Raw genomic sequence first — 15,474 nt, forward strand, 5'->3', positions numbered from 1 at the left:
AGGCGGCGGCCCTCGTGGCGGCCGTGCTGGGCGACGCTGTGGAAGCGGCCGGCGGCGAACGTGGGGCGGGGCTGACCGCGCTCGGCCGCACGGCGGGCACCGAGGCCGCGAGCCGGACGGCACCGGTCGAGGCGCTCGTGCTGGAGGTGCCGTACCCGAACCCGGCGGCGGGGAGCGCGACCGTGCCGGTGGTACTCGCCGAGCGCGCCGCCGTGCGGGTCGCCGTCTTCGACGTGCTCGGACGTGAAGTCGCGGTGCTCCACGATGGTTTCGCTGAGGCGGGAACTCACCGCTTCGCCTTCGACGCGGCCGACCTGCCCTCGGGCGTCTACCTCGTCCGAGCGGCCGTGTCGGGGGCCGGCGGAGGGCCGGCGTATACTCAGCCGATCACGCTCGTGAACTGACGCTCGCTCGACATGACTGCACGCTTCCGTGCGCTGACCGCCGCCGCCGGGGTGCTCTTCCTTTGGAGTGCTCCGGCGGCGGCGCAAGTTTTCGTGACCCCTGACACCGTCGCCGTTTCGCTCGCTCAGGGCGAGACGGCCGAGGTCGTGCTCGCCGTCTCGAACGCCGGGGCCGACACCACGTTCGCTCTCTCTCTCGCGCCGGCTCCGAGGGCGGGCGACCCGCCGGAGGCACCGGGCACGGTGCTCTTCACGAGCGAGACCATCTGCTGCGGCTTCCTCGACCTCACGACGACGCCCGACGGACGGCTCTTCGTCAAGAAGAGCGGCGACGAGGCGCTGGAGTTCACGCCCGAACTGGCCTTCGTGCGCGAGTTCGAGCACCCGCGCACGAAGCTCGTCGCGGCCGGTGTCGGGATCGCCTACGACGCCGACCGGGGGACGCTGTGGTTCCTCGACGTGCAGAGCGACGACAACGTGACCGAGCAGGCGCTGCTGCTGGAGGCCGACCTCGACGGCGAGGCCACCGGACGCACCCTCCCCGCCTTCTGGGACCCCGACGCCACCTGCCTCCTCCCCTCCGGCCGACCCGCCGCCCTCGCCTACGACGCCGCCGCCACCCCCGCGCTCACCGGCGGCGCGGCGCGCTTCTTCTACCTCGACCACCCCAACGACACCGTCTGGGCCACCGACACCACCGGGCTGGCCGCCCCGGGCTACCCCTACCCCGTCACCGACTACCCGGGCCCGCCCGCGGCGTGCCTCCTCGGCACGGCGCTCGACGCGCACGCGCTCTCGTCGGCGCCGGGCGTGGCGGGCGCGGCGGTGCTGGAGGTGATGGGGGGGTACCCGGACGAGGTGCCGTCGGACCTCCCGACGCGGGTGGTGGTGACGGACCGGGCGGGGCGGAGCCGGGGGGCGGAGACGCCGCTGGTGGGCCTCCCCACCCCGGACGGGTTCGGCTCGGTGCTGCGACTCGGCGGGGTGGTCAGGAGCCGGCTCGATCCGTCGGTGCTGTATCTCACGGTGGTGACGGGGCTCGGGGGCGCGAGCACGCGCGACTGGGTCTACGCGGTGCGGGCAGCGCCCCTGCCGCCGGTGTGGCTGCGCGGGGGACCCATCCTGTTCGAGGTCGAGTCGGACGGTGAAACCGAACTCACACTGACGCTCGACGCCTCGGGGCTCGGGCCGGGCGTGTACGAAGCGGTGGCGTCGGTGCGTGCGGGCGACGGCATCGGCCCGGTCGTAGCCGAGGTGCCGGTCACCCTCACCGTCGCGCCGGTGTCGGCGGAGGACGCGCCGGAGCCACCGGGAGCGTTCCGGCTGGGAGCGCCCTACCCGAACCCGGCGGCGGGGCGCGCAACAGTACCCGTCACGCTGACGGAGCGCGCCGAAGTGCGTGTGGCTGTGCTCGACGTGCTCGGGCGCGAGGTGGCCGTGCTCCACGATGGTTTCGTTGAGGCGGGGACTCACCGCTTCGCCTTCGACGCGGCGCGTCTGCCCTCAGGCGTCTACTTCGTCCGGGCGACGAGCGGCCTAGCCCGTCAGGTGCAGCCGCTGACGGTCGTCCCGTAGCGCACCGCTAGAGCACGTTGCGCTGAAGCCCAGTGCAGCGGCGCGCTCGGCGAGCACGCTCTACCGGACCGGGTAGAGGCGCGGCAGGGCAGGGACGCCTCGCCGAGGCGTCCGCTCTGCCGACCATCTCTGCAAAACACGCCGGAACGGGTGGTGAAACCTCCTCCCCTGAGGGCAGGGGAGGTGGCCCGCAGGGCCGGAGGGGTCGGCAGGCGTAGTGCTGAGGCCGACCCCCCCTCCCTGCGGAGCCTGTCCTGAGCACAGCTGAACGGGCGGTACGCCCCCTGTGTTCAGGAGGAGAATCGCGTTTTACCGACGGCACTATCCGTGCCGGACACCGCCGGAACCGCACGGCCCGGCGCTTAGTTTTTGCCCCGCCAGTCCGCGCTCCGTGCCCGAGGCTGGTCCCTTCTCGCTTGCCCTCTCCCCGCACAGCCACCACGACTATGTCCTTTGTGACAGCCCGCTCGTCCTGCGCCCTCAGCTTCCTCGCTGCCCTCTTGCTCCTCGCTGCCCCGTCGCAGGCGCAGTGGATCAACGAACTCCACTACGACAACACCGGCGGCGACGTCGGCGAGGCCGTCGAGGTCGTCCTCCCGAGCGCGGCCGACGCCGCCGACTTCGACCTCTACCTCTACAACGGCAACGGCGGCGCGGTCTACGACGGCCCCCTCAACCTCGGCACGGACTTCACCGAGGGCGACACCGACGGCGACTTCACGGTCTACTCCCTCGCGGTCGTCGTGCAGAACGGCGACCCCGACGGGCTGGCACTCACCGAGGGCGGCGTGGTCGTGCCCGGCCAGTTCCTCTCCTACGAGGGCACCTTCACCGCGACCGATGGTCCCGCCGACGGCCTCACCTCGACCGACATCGGCGTGGCCGAGGGCGGCGGCACGGCCGCAGGCGAGTCGCTCCAACTGGTCGGGCAGGGCCTGGCCTACGCCGACTTCGCATGGCAGGCCCCGGCCGGCGACTCCTTCGGCAGCGTCAACAGCGGGCAGACGTTTGCCCCGCCGAGCACCGATCCCATCGTGCGCTTCACCGCGAGCGCGGGCACGGCCGAGGAGGGCGAGAGCATCGACCTCTCGGTCGAGATCGACTACCCCGACGACGCCCCCGACGGCGCGGACGTGACGGTCGAGGTCGCGCTCGACGCCCTCGCCAGCACCGCCGACGCTGCCGACTTCGACGGCGCGACGACGGCTACGCTGACCTTCGACGGCGACACGGACAACGAGACCCTCTCGGCCACCTTCACACTCGCCGACGACGCGGACGTGGAGGGCGACGAAGAGGCGGTGTTCGGACTCGCGGTGACGAGCGGAGAGGCGATGGTGATGCCGCCCTCGACGTTCACCCTCACCATCAACGACGAGGACACGCCCGACCTCGCCCGCGTGCAAATCATCCACAACGCCCCCGACCCGGCGGCCGACACGGTAGATGTCCTGATCGCGGGCCTGGCGTTGCCTCCCACGCAGACGCTGTTTAACGATGTGCCCTTCCGCGGAGCCACGGCATTCTTCGACCTCAACCCCGGAGACTACACGGTGTCTGTTAGCGCCCAGGACGGTACCGAACTGATCTTCGAGGAGCTCACCCTGGAATCGGGCGAGTCCTACCAGCTCATCGCCAGCGGCGTGGCCGACCCGAGCCAGTTCCAGCCCAACCCCAACGGCCAGGACATCGCGGCCGAGCTGTTCGTCAACGCGATGGCGCGCGAGACCTCGGACGGGCCGGGCGAAGTCCGCTTCAACATCGTCCACGGGTCCACCGACGGGCCGCGCTTCGACCTCTTCGTGGACGACCTCCAACTGGCCAACGACCTCACCTACGGCGTCGTCACCGCGTACGCCGGGGTCCCGGCCGACGAGTACATCCTGGAGGTCCAGAACGCCAACGGCACCCAGGTTCTGGGAGCCTTCTTCGCGCCCTTCTCCGGCTTCGGCGGACAGGCGGTCTCTGTCCTCGCCTCGGGGTTTGTCACGCCCGGCAACGAGGACGACACCAACGGCACCCCGCCGAGCTTCGGCTTGCTCCTGGTGTTTCCCGACGGCAATACCGCCTTGCTGGCCCAGTCCCTCGGCGAGGTGGACATCGCTACCGCCCGCAACGCTCCACTTCTTAGTCTCGTCACCGTCGAGGGCACAGTCACCCGCGCGCTCGGCGACTTCACCCGCATCCAGGACGCGACCGGCGGCCTCACGATTCGCCAGACCTCGGGCCCGTTCATGGAAGACGTGAACGACGGCACGATCACCACCGGCACCGTCCTCCGCGTCACCGGGCTGACGAGTGAGTTCGCCTCGCTCTTCCAGCTCAACGAGCAGCTCGGGAGCGAGGACGACTACGAACTCCTCGGCACCGACGACCTGCCGGCCGTGGAGATCGTGACGCTCGCCGAGATCGCCGCTGGCGGCGAGATGTTCGAGAGCCAGCTCGTCCAGCTTGTCAACCTCAACATCCTCGGCGACGGCGACACCGAGTTCCAGCCCAGCACGACCTACCAGATCTCGGACGCTAGCCTGAGCGACGGGTCGGTCACGCTCCGCGTCCCCAACGCCGACGACACCGACATCGACGGCACCCCGATCCCGCTTGCGCGCTTCGACTACACCGGCGTCCTCGGCCAGTTCGACTTCGACGACCCGGACGCGGGCTACCAGCTCAACCCGGTCCAGGCCACCGACGTCGTCGCGCAGGACCAGGTGAGCGCCCGCCTCCAGATCATCCACAATGCGCCCGACCCGGCCTTCGACGAGGTGGACATCTACGTCAACGGCGACCTGTTCGAGGATGACCTCGCCTTCCGCACCGGCACCCCGTTCGCCGTCGTGCCGGCGGGCGTGAAGCTCGAGGTGGCCGTCGCGCCCGGCACCTCGTCCAGCGCGGGCGAGGCCATCTTCACGGAGACCTACACCCTCCTGACCGAGATCAACTACCAGCTCATCGCCACCGGCGTTGGGGACGGCAGCTTCGAGGCCAACCCGGACGGCAATGACATCGCCTTCACGCTCGTCGTCAACGACATGGCCCAGTTGGAATCGGACACGGACGACACCAACTCGGACCTGAACTTCGTCCACGGCACGCCGGACGCGCCGGCCGTCGACGTGCGCACGGGCGTGACGCAGGACATCGTCATCTTCGACGACGTGGCCTTTGGCGGGCAGGACGGCTACCAGCCCTTCGCGCCCGAACTCCAGATGCTGGAGGTCACCACGGCCGACGGCGTGACGAGCGTGGCGCTGTTCGAGGTAGACTTCTCCGGGCGCATCGACGAAGCTGGGACGGTCCTCGCCTCGGGCTTCCTCACGCCCGAGAACGAGGACGACACCAACGGCACCCCGCCGGGCTTCGGCCTCCTCGTCGTCTTCGCCGACGGCTCCGCCCTGTTCGCCGAGCCGGCCTCGGTCTCGGCCGAAGACGGCACCGCGCTCCCGACGGCCTTCGCGCTCCAGGGCACCTACCCTAACCCGTTCGCCACCCAGATGACGGTGCGCTACGACCTGCCCGCCGACGCCCGCGTGGGCCTGGAGGTCTACGACACGCTCGGCCGCCGCGTGCTCGCGCTCGCGCCGCAGCCTGTCGCCGCCGGCCGGGGCCGGACGCTGACGGTGGACGCCGCACTCCCCTCGGGCGTCTACCTCTACCGGCTGTCGGCAGAGACGGCGACCGAGACGACCGTCGAGACCGGCCGCGTGACGGTCGTCCGGTAGGGGCACCGAGGCAGAGGACAGGAGGCCGCGCGAGCGAGACCGGAGTCTAACCCGCACTGCGTTGGTGGCGGCCCCGGCGGTCGGGGACGGGGTACCCCGGGGCTACTGTGCGCCATACATACGCCGTATGCCATATATTGTCTCACCATCGCCCAAGTCATAGCTTCACCCAACCCTATGCCCCGAGAAAAAGGCGTCATTCGGATCGACTCCGACTCGACGCACGGATGGCAGGTCCGTGTCTACCGCCACGGAAAGACCTATTCCAAGCTCTTCAGCGACCGCAAGTGCGGCGGCAAGGAGGAGGCCTTCCAGCAGGCGCTCGTCTACCGGGACGAGTTGCAGGCAGAAGTGGACGCCATGCCCGAGAGCGAGCCCAAGCGCCGCCTCATCCGCCACAACAAGAACAACGCGACCGGCGTCCTCGGCGTCTCGCGGACCTTCAAGCGCGACCGCCACGGCCACCGCCACGAGGTCTACGCCGTGTCGTGGAACCCGGCCCCCGGCGAGGCGCGCGGGACGTCGTTCTCGATCCGCAAGTACGGCGAAGAGACGGCCTTCAAGATGGCGTGCAAGCTGCGCTTCCAGAAGATGAAGGAGATCTACGAGGACCGCTACCCGCTGACCTCGTACCTGGAGCTCTACGAGCAGGGCAAGGACCACCTCGGCAAGACCCCGGCCAGCGACGCGCCTCCCAAGCGGCGCGCCCGTCGGAAGAAAAAGGCCTAGCCCTCGGGCAAGATAGAGCCGACAGGCTCCGTGCCTCCGTCATCCCGGACCCCGATCAGGATCTAGGGCGTGGCGATGAGATCATGAGATCTCGGTTCGGGCCCGGCCGAGGCTCAGGGTAACCTGGCCGTGCGGGCTATTGCAGCGCTAGTACACCTCCCAGTCTGCGATCCCGTGCAGCTTGCTGGGGATCTCCTCGTCGAAGCTGCGCTCCATCGCCTCGTGCTCGAACCCGTTGGGCACCCGGAAGACGAACGCGATCTGCTTCTTGGTGTGGTTGCGGCTCTGCCGGATCACGCGCCCGTCGCGCTCGATCAGCGCCAGGTAGGCCGCCGAGGCCTCTTCCAGATCGCCGCTGGAGATGTTCTTGATGTAGAGCTGGCACGTCACCGTGCGCTCCATGAAGAAAATCAGCACGAACCCGAAGGCCGTCGTGAGCACGCCGAGGTGGGGCAACCCGAGCCCGCACGAAAGCCCGATCAGGGCAACCAGAATCAGCCGGCCCGTGTCCGCCGTCGACGGCAGCGTCGTGCGGAACCGGAACAGCCCGCCGATCCCGAAGACGACGAAGCCGACGACGAGCCCGTACTGCACCACCATCAGCCCGATGACGGCCCCGACGACAGCGTAAGTGATGTAGACCTTCGGAGCCTCGGCCTCGTCGAGCGTGTCGACGCGCTTGAGCGTCCGGGGGTGGTAGGCGATGAGCGCGCCGAGGACGGTCGCCAGGATCAGCACGAGCACGGCGTGCCCGAGAAAGCGGTAGTCCGTGAACCCGTTCCACCCGACGCTCTCGATGAGTTGGTAGGTGTCGGCGTCTAAGATGTCCTGCGCAGCCACGGGCGCGGCTAGCGCGAGGAGCGTTAGAGCACCAAAAGACGCTGACGGAGAGAGAAGACGATGCATGGAGTATAGCGTGTCGGAAGAAGACGGCCTGTGGCGCTCGGAGCGCTGGGGCTAAGCTAACCCCGCATTCGGCTACGGGCAGTGCCGCGCGCGCGGTCCGTGCCGTAGTCCGAGCATCTTCACTATCTCCCAGGCCGTGTCCTCCGCGCATCCCTCGCTGCGAACCCGGACGGCCTCGGAGGGCGATGGCGGCTCCAGCGCCGCGAACTGACTGGGGAGCAGGTCCGGCCCGGCGAAATGTCCCGGCCGCCGGGCCAGGCGCTCGGCGAGAGCGGCGTGCGGAGCGTCCAGCCACACGACGGCGACGCAGTCATCGTCGCGGCGTAGCTGATCGCGGTAAGCCCGCTTGAGCGCCGAGCAGGCGAGCACCGTTGGCAGCTCCGCCGCGATGCACTCGTCGATGAGGGTGCGGACGGCGCGCAGCCACGGGGCCCGGTCGGCGTCGGTCAGCCCCTCGCCGCGCTGCATCTTCGCCACGTTCTCGGGCGGGTGCAGGGCGTCGGCGTCGGCGAAGGCCCAGCCGAGGCACGCAGCCAGGTGCTGCCCGACGGTCGTCTTGCCGACGCCCGAGACGCCCATCAGCACGAGCACGGTCGGCGCGCTCACGCCTCGTCATCGGCCGCCGCCCCATCGCCGGACTTCGGCGGGACCAAGCGCGGCGGCTCGCTCGGCGCGTCGCTGCCGGTGAGACGCTTGGCGAGCGCGTTGAGGTCCACGCCCGCCACGTTGCCGAGCATCTCGTTCGAGGAGGCCATCAGTTCGGTGACGTAGCCCGCGACGCGGCCCGCGCCCTGCCCGCCGCCGGTGTCCACGACGGAGATCTTGTCGATGTTGCCCATCGGGGCGGCGACGCGGCCGGCGAAGTCGGGGAGCATGGTCGCGATGATGTCGAGCACGGCGGCCTCGCCGTACTTCTCGAACGCCTCGGCGAGCTTCTCTTTGGCTTCGGCTTCGGCGAGGCCCTTCGCCCGGATGACCTCGGCCTCGGCCGAGCCTTCGGCGCGGGTCCCCTCGGCGCGGGCCTTCGCCTCGGCCTCGATGGCGAACTGCTGCGCCTCGGCCTCGCGGATGCGCTGGTTCTTGGCGGCCTCGGCGGCCTGCTCGACGCGGTAGCGGTCGGCGTCGGCCTTCTTCTTGACCTCGGCGTCGTACTCCCGCTCGCGGCGCTCGATCTCGAGCGTCTCGAGTTCCACCTCGCGCTGCTTGCGGACGAGCTCGACCTGCATCTGCTCCTCCACGACCTGGCGCTGGCTCGACGCCTCCTGCACGGCGTAGGCGAGGTCGGCGGCGGCGCTGGCGGTGTCCTGCTCCTGCTTGAACGAGGCCACCTTCAGCTCCTTCTCCTTCGTCGCCTCGGCCACGTTCGTGTCGCGGACGAGCTCGGCCTTCTTCCCGTTCTCGTCGGCCTCGGCCTTTTTGATCCGAGCGTCGCGCACCGCCTCGGCCTCGGCGATGTCGGCATCGCGCTTGACCGCCGCGATGCGGGGCCGGCCGAGCGCTTCGAGGTACCCGTTCTTGTCGCGCACGTCCTTGATCGTGAAGCTAACGATCTGGAGGCCCATCTTCTTCAGATCGCGGGCGGCGACCTCCTGGACCTCTTGGGCGAACTTGTCGCGGTTGCGGTAGACCTCCTCCACGGTCAGCGTCCCGAGGATCGCGCGGAGGTGGCCCTCCAAGACCTCGCGCGCCTCGGCCCGGAGCGCCTCGTCGGGCTTGCCGAGAAACTGCTCCGCCGCCGTCGCCACGTCTTCAACCGAACTGCCGACCTTGATGACGGCGACGCCGTCGGTCATGACGGGCACGCCCTGGACGGTGTAGACCTCGGGCGTCGAGACGTCGAGCTTGTGCGAGAGCAGCGAGAGGAGTTCGCGCTGCTGCACGATCGGCACGATGAACGCCCCGCCGCCGCGCACGATCTTGACGCGGCGCCCGGACTCGTCGGTGAGGACGTTCTTGCCGCCCATCGCCGCGCCGGTGATAATCATGGCCTCGTCCGGGCTGACGGTCTTGTAGCGCGAGGCCAGCATCATGACGAGCAGAACAAGGACGACGACCACAAGGACGATGGCGGTCATGCCTGGGGTCAGGAAGAGGTCCATAGCAGTCTCCGGTTGAATGAGCGAATGTCTGAGGCAGGCGTAGGGGCGACCGGCTGGTCGCCCGCACGAACGCAACGGTCAAGAAGGCAAGCGCGCCGGCGCGTCGGGTATCGGCACCCCGTCGACGGGCGTCAACTCGTCGAACGGCGTCACCAGAAGATCACCGCCGCGCACCTCAACGACGACGATGCGGGTGCCGCGCGGAATCTCGGTGCCGTTGAACGAGCTGGCCGTCTGGAAGGTGTTCGACGCGCCCATCGTGACGAGCACCTCGCCGAAGCCTTCGGCCGGGATCGCCGTGATGACCTCGCCGAGCTTGCCGTGGTACTCCCGCATCGAGAAGCCGGTCGAGTTCTCGCTCCGCTTCATCGGCTTGACGTAGACGAAGTGCATCCCGAGCGCGAGGCCGACGCCGATGCACGCGGCGAGCACCGCTGCCGGGACCGTGGCGAGGGCCGTCATCTCCCCGAGCACCACACCCGCCCCGCCGAACGCCGTCAGCCCGCCGACAAACGAGAGCGGGTCGAGAACGTCGCCGAGCCCGTCGAAGTCGAGTCCGTCGAGGAGGTCACCGAAGAGGAGGGTGAGGACGGTGAATACGAGTCCTCCGAACAGACAGATCCAATACACGTCAGTCATGGCGCACCTCCCCACAGATGAGTGGAAGATGATACAGCCTGCGCTACGCATGCGCAAGGCGGCCGGTTACGCCGCACGAGGTCGGCATAACGGCATTCGCCGGGGCTTCACGACTAGACGCCACCGGAACTTGATAACAAGGATTGACATTCGAGATCATCCATTCTATCCGTTGCCTTGATGAACGTCTCCTTGACTCCCGAACTGGAGCGCTTCACGCGCGCCCTCGTCAAGTCGGGCCGCTACAACTCCGCCTCCGAGGTCGTCCGCACCGGCCTCCGGCTGCTCGAAGAGCAGGAGGGAAAGACTGAAGCGCTGCGTGGGCTCCTCCAGGAGGCGCTCGACAGCGGTCGGCCCGTGAGGTTCACACGCGAGGCACTGAAGGAGAAAGCGCGGCAGCGCATGGCCGAACTCAGAGCGGAGGTCGAGCGCGGGGAGCGGCCTCCGCCTGGAGGTCCAGACTCCATCGTAGTCTAGCATGAGGCACTACGACCTGCTGAGCCCGGCGCAGGACGACATTCTCGGTCTCTTGGGCCACTTGAGCGACTACAGCGACAAGGCGTCTGACCGTTTCATCGACGCACTCACAGATGCCTTCGAACAGCTTTCGGTCTTTCCGAACATGGGGCGCGAGCGGGGCGATCTCTCGGAAAACCTTCGGAGTTTTCCGATCAAGCGACTCAAGGTGACCGTGTTCTACTATGTCACGCCCGAGGATGGAGACGCCGTTCTGGTCGCCCGCGTGCTGCGTCAGGAGCGGGACGTAGATCCCAGCCTGTTCCCTGACCGCTCGTAGAACGGGTTGACCTCCGGCGTGACCTCGCCCCGGTACATCGCGCTCATGCGGACGTAGTGCGCGGCGTTGGCCCGGATCGTCTCGACCTCGCCGTCGGCGAGCGAGCGCACCACCTTCGCTGGGGACCCGAGCACGAGCGAGCGCGGCGGAACGATCGTGTTGCCTGTCACAAGCGCCCCGGCTCCGACGAGGCTGCCTGTGCCGACGTGGGCTCCGTCGAGCACGATAGCACCCATCCCGATCAAGCAGTCGTCTTCGACCGTGCAGCCGTGGACCACCGCGTTGTGTCCGATGGTGACGCCGCCGCCGATGACAGCAGGATGCGTCCCCCGGCTGACGTGGACCGTGGCGTTGTCCTGGACGTTCGACCCGGCCCCGATGCGGATGAAATGCACGTCGCCGCGGAGGCTGGCCCCGTGCCAGATGCTCGTGCCGCGGTCGAGCGTGACGTCGCCGATGACGGCGGCCGTCGGCGCGACGAAGTTGTCGCCTCCGAGGTGAGGGTGGGTGCCGAGGAAGGGTTCGATCATAGTCGCGTGGAATCACCGGGCGGCTCGGGGCGTTGGAACCGGACTACTTATCCGCCGCCATGTCCGAGACCGTTCCGCCGCCCGACCGCAAAGCTACGACGTGGATCAAGCGCTTCGGCGTAGCCGGGTTTCTCTTCTTCCTCATCAAGGGCCTGCTCTGGCTCAGCCTCCCGGCGCTCCTCGTCTGGCTCGGCTGCTAACCTCCGCATCGCCATGGCCCACATCGACGTGACCCGGCCCCACGCTCTCGGCCTCAACGGGGCACGCCATGCCGCCGAGGAAGTGGCCGCTGAGTTGCGGGGCGCGTTTCCGTTCCGCACGCACTGGGAGGGGGACACGCTCGTGGCGCGCGGGGCCGGCTTCGACGCACAGTTCCTCGCTGGCGACGACGCGGTGCGCGTGCTCGTCAAGCTCGGCCTCGTGCTGCGCCCGATGCGCCACCGGATCCGCGGCGAGATCGAAGCCTACCTCGACCGCTACATTCCGGCCTGAGGACGGCAGGTGGAAGACGGTGAAACGGTGGACAGAGGACGGTAGACCGTTGGCGCGGAGCGCGACGGCCTCGGTAACTTGGTAGTCTTTTCTTGACTCTCCCCACTCTCCCCACTCTCCCCACGATGCGCTCTCACATCCTCCGCCTGCTCTACAACCGCGCCGTAGGTGGCCTCCCCGTGCTCGGCACGCCCGCCGAGACGGCGGCGCGGTTTCTCTCCGGCCCCGGCACGCTCACCGAGCGCGCCGAGGAGATGGGCAAGACCCACACGATGCTCTGCGCCAGCACCGGCTTCGTGTGTGGGCTGCCCGGCTTCCTGATGCTCCCCGTCACGCTACCGACCAACCTCGCGGGCGTGGCGCTGGTTCAGCTCCACCTCGCCGCGGCCACCGCGTTCATGGGCGGGCACGACCCGCACGACAAGGCAGTCCGCGAGCGCGCCATCGGCTGCCTGCTCGGGCGCGGCACCGAGGAGGCGACGGAGGAGGACGAGGCTGTCGAGGTCATCGACCGCTCGGCGGTGAAGCTGGCCGAGCGGGGCATCCGGTTTCTGGCCGAGAGCACGGTCGGCCTCGCTGTGCGAGCGGGGCGGTGGGGCGTCACGAACGTCGTCACGCGGCAGTTTCCGCGCCGCAGCCTTCCGCTCGTTGGCGGCGTGCTCGGCGGCGCGTCGGACGCCTACAGCACAAACAAGGTCGCCGAGGCGGCCCGCGACGCGTTCATCGACGCCAGCCCGCTGCGGATCGCGGAGCTCGAGACCTCGGGCGACGGAGCCGGTTGATCCGGGCGGGGGTTAGTCGGTGCCCTGTCGTCCGGCGAGTCCATTCCGTATCCTCCGGTGCTAACGCCTTCCCCTACCGTTTCCCATGTCCCCCGAACCCTTCGAGCAGCGCTCGGTGATCGAGCAGGCGCTCGCGAGCGTCTCGCATATGCTGGTCTCCTCCGGCGAGGCCGACCTGCGGGACGTACTCCGCATCCTGGGCGAAGCGCTCGGGGCCGAGTGCGCCTACCTCGTCACGATCCCCGACGAGAGCGGCGCGCTCGACGGTGCCAAAGCGCCGCTCGGCACGATGACGCGCTGGCACCGCGACGGGGCCTCCAGCGAGCAGTCGCTCTTCGGCGGCGACATCGATTCGGCCAGCCCGACGCTGCGGCTGCTGGCCAACGCCCAGCCACACGCCGTGCGCGACCAGCCCGTCCACGCCGGCACCGAGGGCCGCGAGCCTGCCGGCGTCGCCATTCCGCTCTTGTCGAAGCAGGACCGGTTCGTCGGCTACCTCGGCATCGAGCACGCCGCCCTCCCCAGCGAGGCGCTGCGCGAGCACGGGCGCGTCCTCTCGGTCTTCGGCGACCTCCTCGCAGGCTACCTCAGCCGCCGCGACGCCGAGCGCGCGCTCCAGGAGAGCGAGGAGCGCTGGCGCAAGTTCGTCGAGTTCAACCCCGAGCCGATCCTCGTCACGGCCGCCGGGAACATCCTCTACGCCAACGAGGCCTGCGCCCGCCTGCTCGGCATCGACGACCTGAGGGCGCTCCAGAACTACGCGCTGCGCGACTTCCTACCGGCCGACCAGATCGACCTCATGGACTTGCAGCAGGTCGAGGGGTCCACGCGGACGCCGCTCGAGCACGAGATCGTCCGGCTCGACGGGACTGAGCGGACGGTCGAGACGGTCGCCGTCGCGGTGCGTTTCCACGGGCTCGAAGCGGTGCAGATGGTGATGCGCGACATCACCGACCGCAAGCGGAGCGAGGAGCGCTACCGCACGTTCGTCCAGACCATCTCCGAAGGCGTCTGGCGCATCGACATCGCAAAGCCGGTCCCGGCCCTGGCCTTCCCGGCGCTCCAGGCGGAGCAGATCCTCCAGCACGGCTACCTCGCCGAGTGCAACACGATGATGACCCGGCTCCTCGGGGCCACGCGCACCGAAGCTGTTGTCGGCAAACCGGTACGCCTCCTCGTCCCGGCGCTCGGCAGCAAGCTCCTCGAAGCGTTTGTCGAGGACGGCTACCGGCTCTACAACTACGAACTGTCCGTCCCGGCCGCTGGGCAGGCCACCCGCCACTTCTCCCTCAACGCTGTCGGGCGCATCGAGCGCGGCGCGCTCGTCCGCATCTGGGGAAGCTGCGTCGAGGTCTCGGCGCGCGTTGAGATGGAGCGCCGCATGGTGGCGGTGCTCGAAGAACAGCAGGAGCGCATCGGGCGCGACCTCCACGACAGCGTCGGCCAGCTCCTGACGGGCATCCGGATGCTGAGCGAGAACCTCGGGCACCGCTACTTCGCGCCGGACGACGACGGCTTCGCCGCGACGCGCAAGGTGACGGCCTTCGCCGAGGATGCCCTGCAGCGCGTACGCGAGATCTGCCGGGGGCTGGTCCCGCCCCAGTTGTACCAGGAAGGCATCGGATCCGCCTTGCAGGGCCTCTGCGCCACAATGGACGCCATCTCCGACGCTCGCTGCTCCTTCACGCACCACGGCGGGGCCGATGTGGTAGACTACGAGACCCAGCTCCAGCTCTACCGGATTGCGCAGGAGGCCGTCAACAACGCCTTGAAGCACGCAGAGCCCGAGCATGTCTGGATCCGTCTCACGCGCGAGGACGACACGGTGACCCTCGAAGTGGAGGACGACGGACAGGGGTTCGACGAGGAGCGCAAGACGAGACGCTCGCTCGGGCTCTACAGCATGAAGCGGCGGGCTAGCAGCATCCGCGCCGCTCTAACCATAGATTCCGAGCTGGAGGTCGGCACCCTGGTTCGGGTCGAGCTGCCGGCGGAGACGGCACCTGTGGCCTGAACTGCTGCTGCTGTCTCTATCTTCCCGCTGCCTTTCCCTGCTGCCCCTTCTACCCATCTCGGTGCGGTATTGCGTCCGGGCATGGTTGTTGACCCGATGCGACTCAGTCCCTGCTTCCACGCCCTCGTACCATCGTGCGTCGCCGCCAGCGCCCACAGCTAACGGCATGAACTCGAGCACCTCTACGTCTCCCCCCGACGCACCGCCTGCGCCGGCCCCGATCCGGGTCGTCGTGGTCGACGACCACCCCGCCATCCGCGAGGCCATCGCCGACACCATCCGCGCCCAGCCCGGACTCCAACTCTGCGGACTCGCAGGCTCCGCACGCGACGCCTTCGACCTCGTGCGCGACGCACAGCCCGACGTCGCCGTCATCGACATCTCCCTCGGCGACGCCCACGGCCTCGACCTCGTGCAGAACCTCCGCGCCCAGCACCGACGCCTCGAAGTCGTCGTCTTCTCGATGTACGACGAGGAGGTCTACGCCGAGCGCGCCATCCGCGCCGGTGCCCGGGGCTACGTCATGAAGAGCGAGCCCACCCAGAGCGTCGCCGAGGCCATCCGCTGCGCCGCCTCCGGCGAGATCTACCTCAACCGCCGGGCGGCCAGCCGCATCCTGTCCAAGGTGGCGGCCGGGCACACCGGCGCGGCCAGGCTCGGGGAGTCGACGCCGGGGCTGGAGGACCTGACCGACCGCGAGATGGCGGTCTTCCAGATGCTGGGCCAGGGCAAGCCGACCGAGGAGATCGCCGAGCGCCTGAACCTGAGTCGGAAGACGGTCGAGAC

At 69.1% G+C, this 15,474-nt stretch carries 16 protein-coding genes; 11 read left to right on the forward strand and 5 right to left on the reverse strand.

Going from position 1 to position 15,474, the window contains the following annotated elements; genetic code table 11:
• From AAGI91_16290 to AAGI91_16305, 4 genes are all read left to right on the forward strand, one after another.
• On the forward strand, positions 1–404 hold a 404-nt coding region (locus tag AAGI91_16290), incomplete at its 5' end, for a T9SS type A sorting domain-containing protein (GenBank protein MEM1044169.1).
• A 12-nt stretch (positions 405–416) separates the two neighbouring features.
• Positions 417–1,979, forward strand: a complete 1,563-nt coding sequence (locus AAGI91_16295; protein MEM1044170.1) for a T9SS type A sorting domain-containing protein — start codon at positions 417–419, stop codon at positions 1,977–1,979.
• Positions 1,980–2,425: 446 nt separating this feature from the next.
• The gene (locus AAGI91_16300) at positions 2,426–5,701 is read left to right on the forward strand and encodes a DUF4397 domain-containing protein (GenBank protein ID MEM1044171.1); all 3,276 of its coding nucleotides are present in this window, start codon (positions 2,426–2,428) and stop codon (positions 5,699–5,701) included.
• Positions 5,702–5,878: 177 nt separating this feature from the next.
• Complete coding sequence (locus AAGI91_16305; GenBank protein MEM1044172.1) at positions 5,879–6,430, forward strand: hypothetical protein; 552 nt, start codon at positions 5,879–5,881, stop codon at positions 6,428–6,430.
• Positions 6,431–6,577: 147 nt separating this feature from the next.
• Here the strand turns inward: AAGI91_16305 and AAGI91_16310 are convergent, their stop codons facing one another.
• The 4 genes from AAGI91_16310 to AAGI91_16325 all read right to left on the reverse strand — a co-directional run bounded on the left by AAGI91_16310 (position 6,578) and on the right by AAGI91_16325 (position 10,074).
• A complete protein-coding gene (locus AAGI91_16310) occupies positions 6,578–7,270 on the reverse strand; it encodes a hypothetical protein (GenBank protein MEM1044173.1) in 693 nt (230 codons plus the stop codon).
• A 138-nt stretch (positions 7,271–7,408) separates the two neighbouring features.
• Positions 7,409–7,942: a gluconokinase gene (locus AAGI91_16315; protein MEM1044174.1), complete on the reverse strand. Its 534-nt coding sequence runs from the start codon at positions 7,940–7,942 to the stop codon at positions 7,409–7,411.
• Positions 7,939–9,435: a flotillin family protein gene (locus AAGI91_16320; GenBank protein MEM1044175.1), complete on the reverse strand. Its 1,497-nt coding sequence runs from the start codon at positions 9,433–9,435 to the stop codon at positions 7,939–7,941. Before AAGI91_16320 ends, AAGI91_16315 begins: the two co-directional genes overlap by 4 nt.
• A 78-nt stretch (positions 9,436–9,513) precedes the next feature.
• Positions 9,514–10,074 carry an NfeD family protein gene (locus tag AAGI91_16325; protein MEM1044176.1) on the reverse strand — a complete coding sequence of 187 codons (561 nt, stop codon included), beginning with the start codon at positions 10,072–10,074 and terminating at the stop codon, positions 9,514–9,516.
• Between the two features lie 180 nt (positions 10,075–10,254).
• On the opposite strand from AAGI91_16325, the gene AAGI91_16330 reads away from it, so the two are divergent.
• Positions 10,255–10,551, forward strand: a complete 297-nt coding sequence (locus AAGI91_16330) for a type II toxin-antitoxin system ParD family antitoxin (GenBank protein ID MEM1044177.1) — start codon at positions 10,255–10,257, stop codon at positions 10,549–10,551.
• A 1-nt stretch (position 10,552) separates the two neighbouring features.
• Entirely contained in the window at positions 10,553–10,870 is a 318-nt protein-coding gene (locus AAGI91_16335) for a type II toxin-antitoxin system RelE/ParE family toxin (GenBank protein MEM1044178.1), read from the forward strand.
• Here the strand turns inward: AAGI91_16335 and AAGI91_16340 are convergent.
• Positions 10,825–11,400: a gamma carbonic anhydrase family protein gene (locus AAGI91_16340; protein MEM1044179.1), complete on the reverse strand. Its 576-nt coding sequence runs from the start codon at positions 11,398–11,400 to the stop codon at positions 10,825–10,827. The genes AAGI91_16335 and AAGI91_16340 overlap by 46 nt on opposite strands.
• A 59-nt stretch (positions 11,401–11,459) precedes the next feature.
• Between AAGI91_16340 and AAGI91_16345 the strand changes: the two genes are divergently transcribed.
• From AAGI91_16345 to AAGI91_16365, 5 genes are all read left to right on the forward strand, one after another.
• Positions 11,460–11,600: an alanyl-tRNA synthetase gene (locus AAGI91_16345; protein MEM1044180.1), complete on the forward strand. Its 141-nt coding sequence runs from the start codon at positions 11,460–11,462 to the stop codon at positions 11,598–11,600.
• 13 nt (positions 11,601–11,613) lie between these two features.
• Positions 11,614–11,892: a polyhydroxyalkanoic acid system family protein gene (locus AAGI91_16350; protein ID MEM1044181.1), complete on the forward strand. Its 279-nt coding sequence runs from the start codon at positions 11,614–11,616 to the stop codon at positions 11,890–11,892.
• Positions 11,893–12,017: 125 nt separating this feature from the next.
• The gene (locus tag AAGI91_16355; GenBank protein MEM1044182.1) at positions 12,018–12,674 is read left to right on the forward strand and encodes a hypothetical protein; all 657 of its coding nucleotides are present in this window, start codon (positions 12,018–12,020) and stop codon (positions 12,672–12,674) included.
• 85 nt (positions 12,675–12,759) lie between these two features.
• Complete coding sequence (locus AAGI91_16360; protein ID MEM1044183.1) at positions 12,760–14,688, forward strand: PAS domain S-box protein; 1,929 nt, start codon at positions 12,760–12,762, stop codon at positions 14,686–14,688.
• A gap of 166 nt (positions 14,689–14,854) precedes the next feature.
• Positions 14,855–15,474: response regulator transcription factor (locus AAGI91_16365; GenBank protein ID MEM1044184.1), on the forward strand; the 620-nt coding region annotated here is incomplete at its 3' end.

It is taken from the genome of Bacteroidota bacterium (assembly GCA_038746285.1).
Lineage (GTDB): Bacteria > Bacteroidota > Rhodothermia > Rhodothermales > JANQRZ01 > JANQRZ01.

What these genes read in the sequence shown, in the direction of transcription:
- AAGI91_16295 (MEM1044170.1), top strand. Translation starts at nt 417, where the DNA reads ATGACTGCACGCTTCCGTGCGCTGACCGCCGCCGCCGGGGTGCTCTTC.
- AAGI91_16300 (MEM1044171.1), top strand. Translation starts at nt 2,426, where the DNA reads ATGTCCTTTGTGACAGCCCGCTCGTCCTGCGCCCTCAGCTTCCTCGCT.
- AAGI91_16305 (MEM1044172.1), top strand. Translation starts at nt 5,879, where the DNA reads ATGCCCCGAGAAAAAGGCGTCATTCGGATCGACTCCGACTCGACGCAC.
- AAGI91_16320 (MEM1044175.1), bottom strand. Translation starts at nt 9,435, where the DNA reads ATGGACCTCTTCCTGACCCCAGGCATGACCGCCATCGTCCTTGTGGTC.
- AAGI91_16325 (MEM1044176.1), bottom strand. Translation starts at nt 10,074, where the DNA reads ATGACTGACGTGTATTGGATCTGTCTGTTCGGAGGACTCGTATTCACC.
- AAGI91_16330 (MEM1044177.1), top strand. Translation starts at nt 10,255, where the DNA reads ATGAACGTCTCCTTGACTCCCGAACTGGAGCGCTTCACGCGCGCCCTC.
- AAGI91_16335 (MEM1044178.1), top strand. Translation starts at nt 10,553, where the DNA reads ATGAGGCACTACGACCTGCTGAGCCCGGCGCAGGACGACATTCTCGGT.
- AAGI91_16340 (MEM1044179.1), bottom strand. Translation starts at nt 11,400, where the DNA reads ATGATCGAACCCTTCCTCGGCACCCACCCTCACCTCGGAGGCGACAAC.
- AAGI91_16345 (MEM1044180.1), top strand. Translation starts at nt 11,460, where the DNA reads ATGTCCGAGACCGTTCCGCCGCCCGACCGCAAAGCTACGACGTGGATC.
- AAGI91_16350 (MEM1044181.1), top strand. Translation starts at nt 11,614, where the DNA reads ATGGCCCACATCGACGTGACCCGGCCCCACGCTCTCGGCCTCAACGGG.
- AAGI91_16355 (MEM1044182.1), top strand. Translation starts at nt 12,018, where the DNA reads ATGCGCTCTCACATCCTCCGCCTGCTCTACAACCGCGCCGTAGGTGGC.
- AAGI91_16360 (MEM1044183.1), top strand. Translation starts at nt 12,760, where the DNA reads ATGTCCCCCGAACCCTTCGAGCAGCGCTCGGTGATCGAGCAGGCGCTC.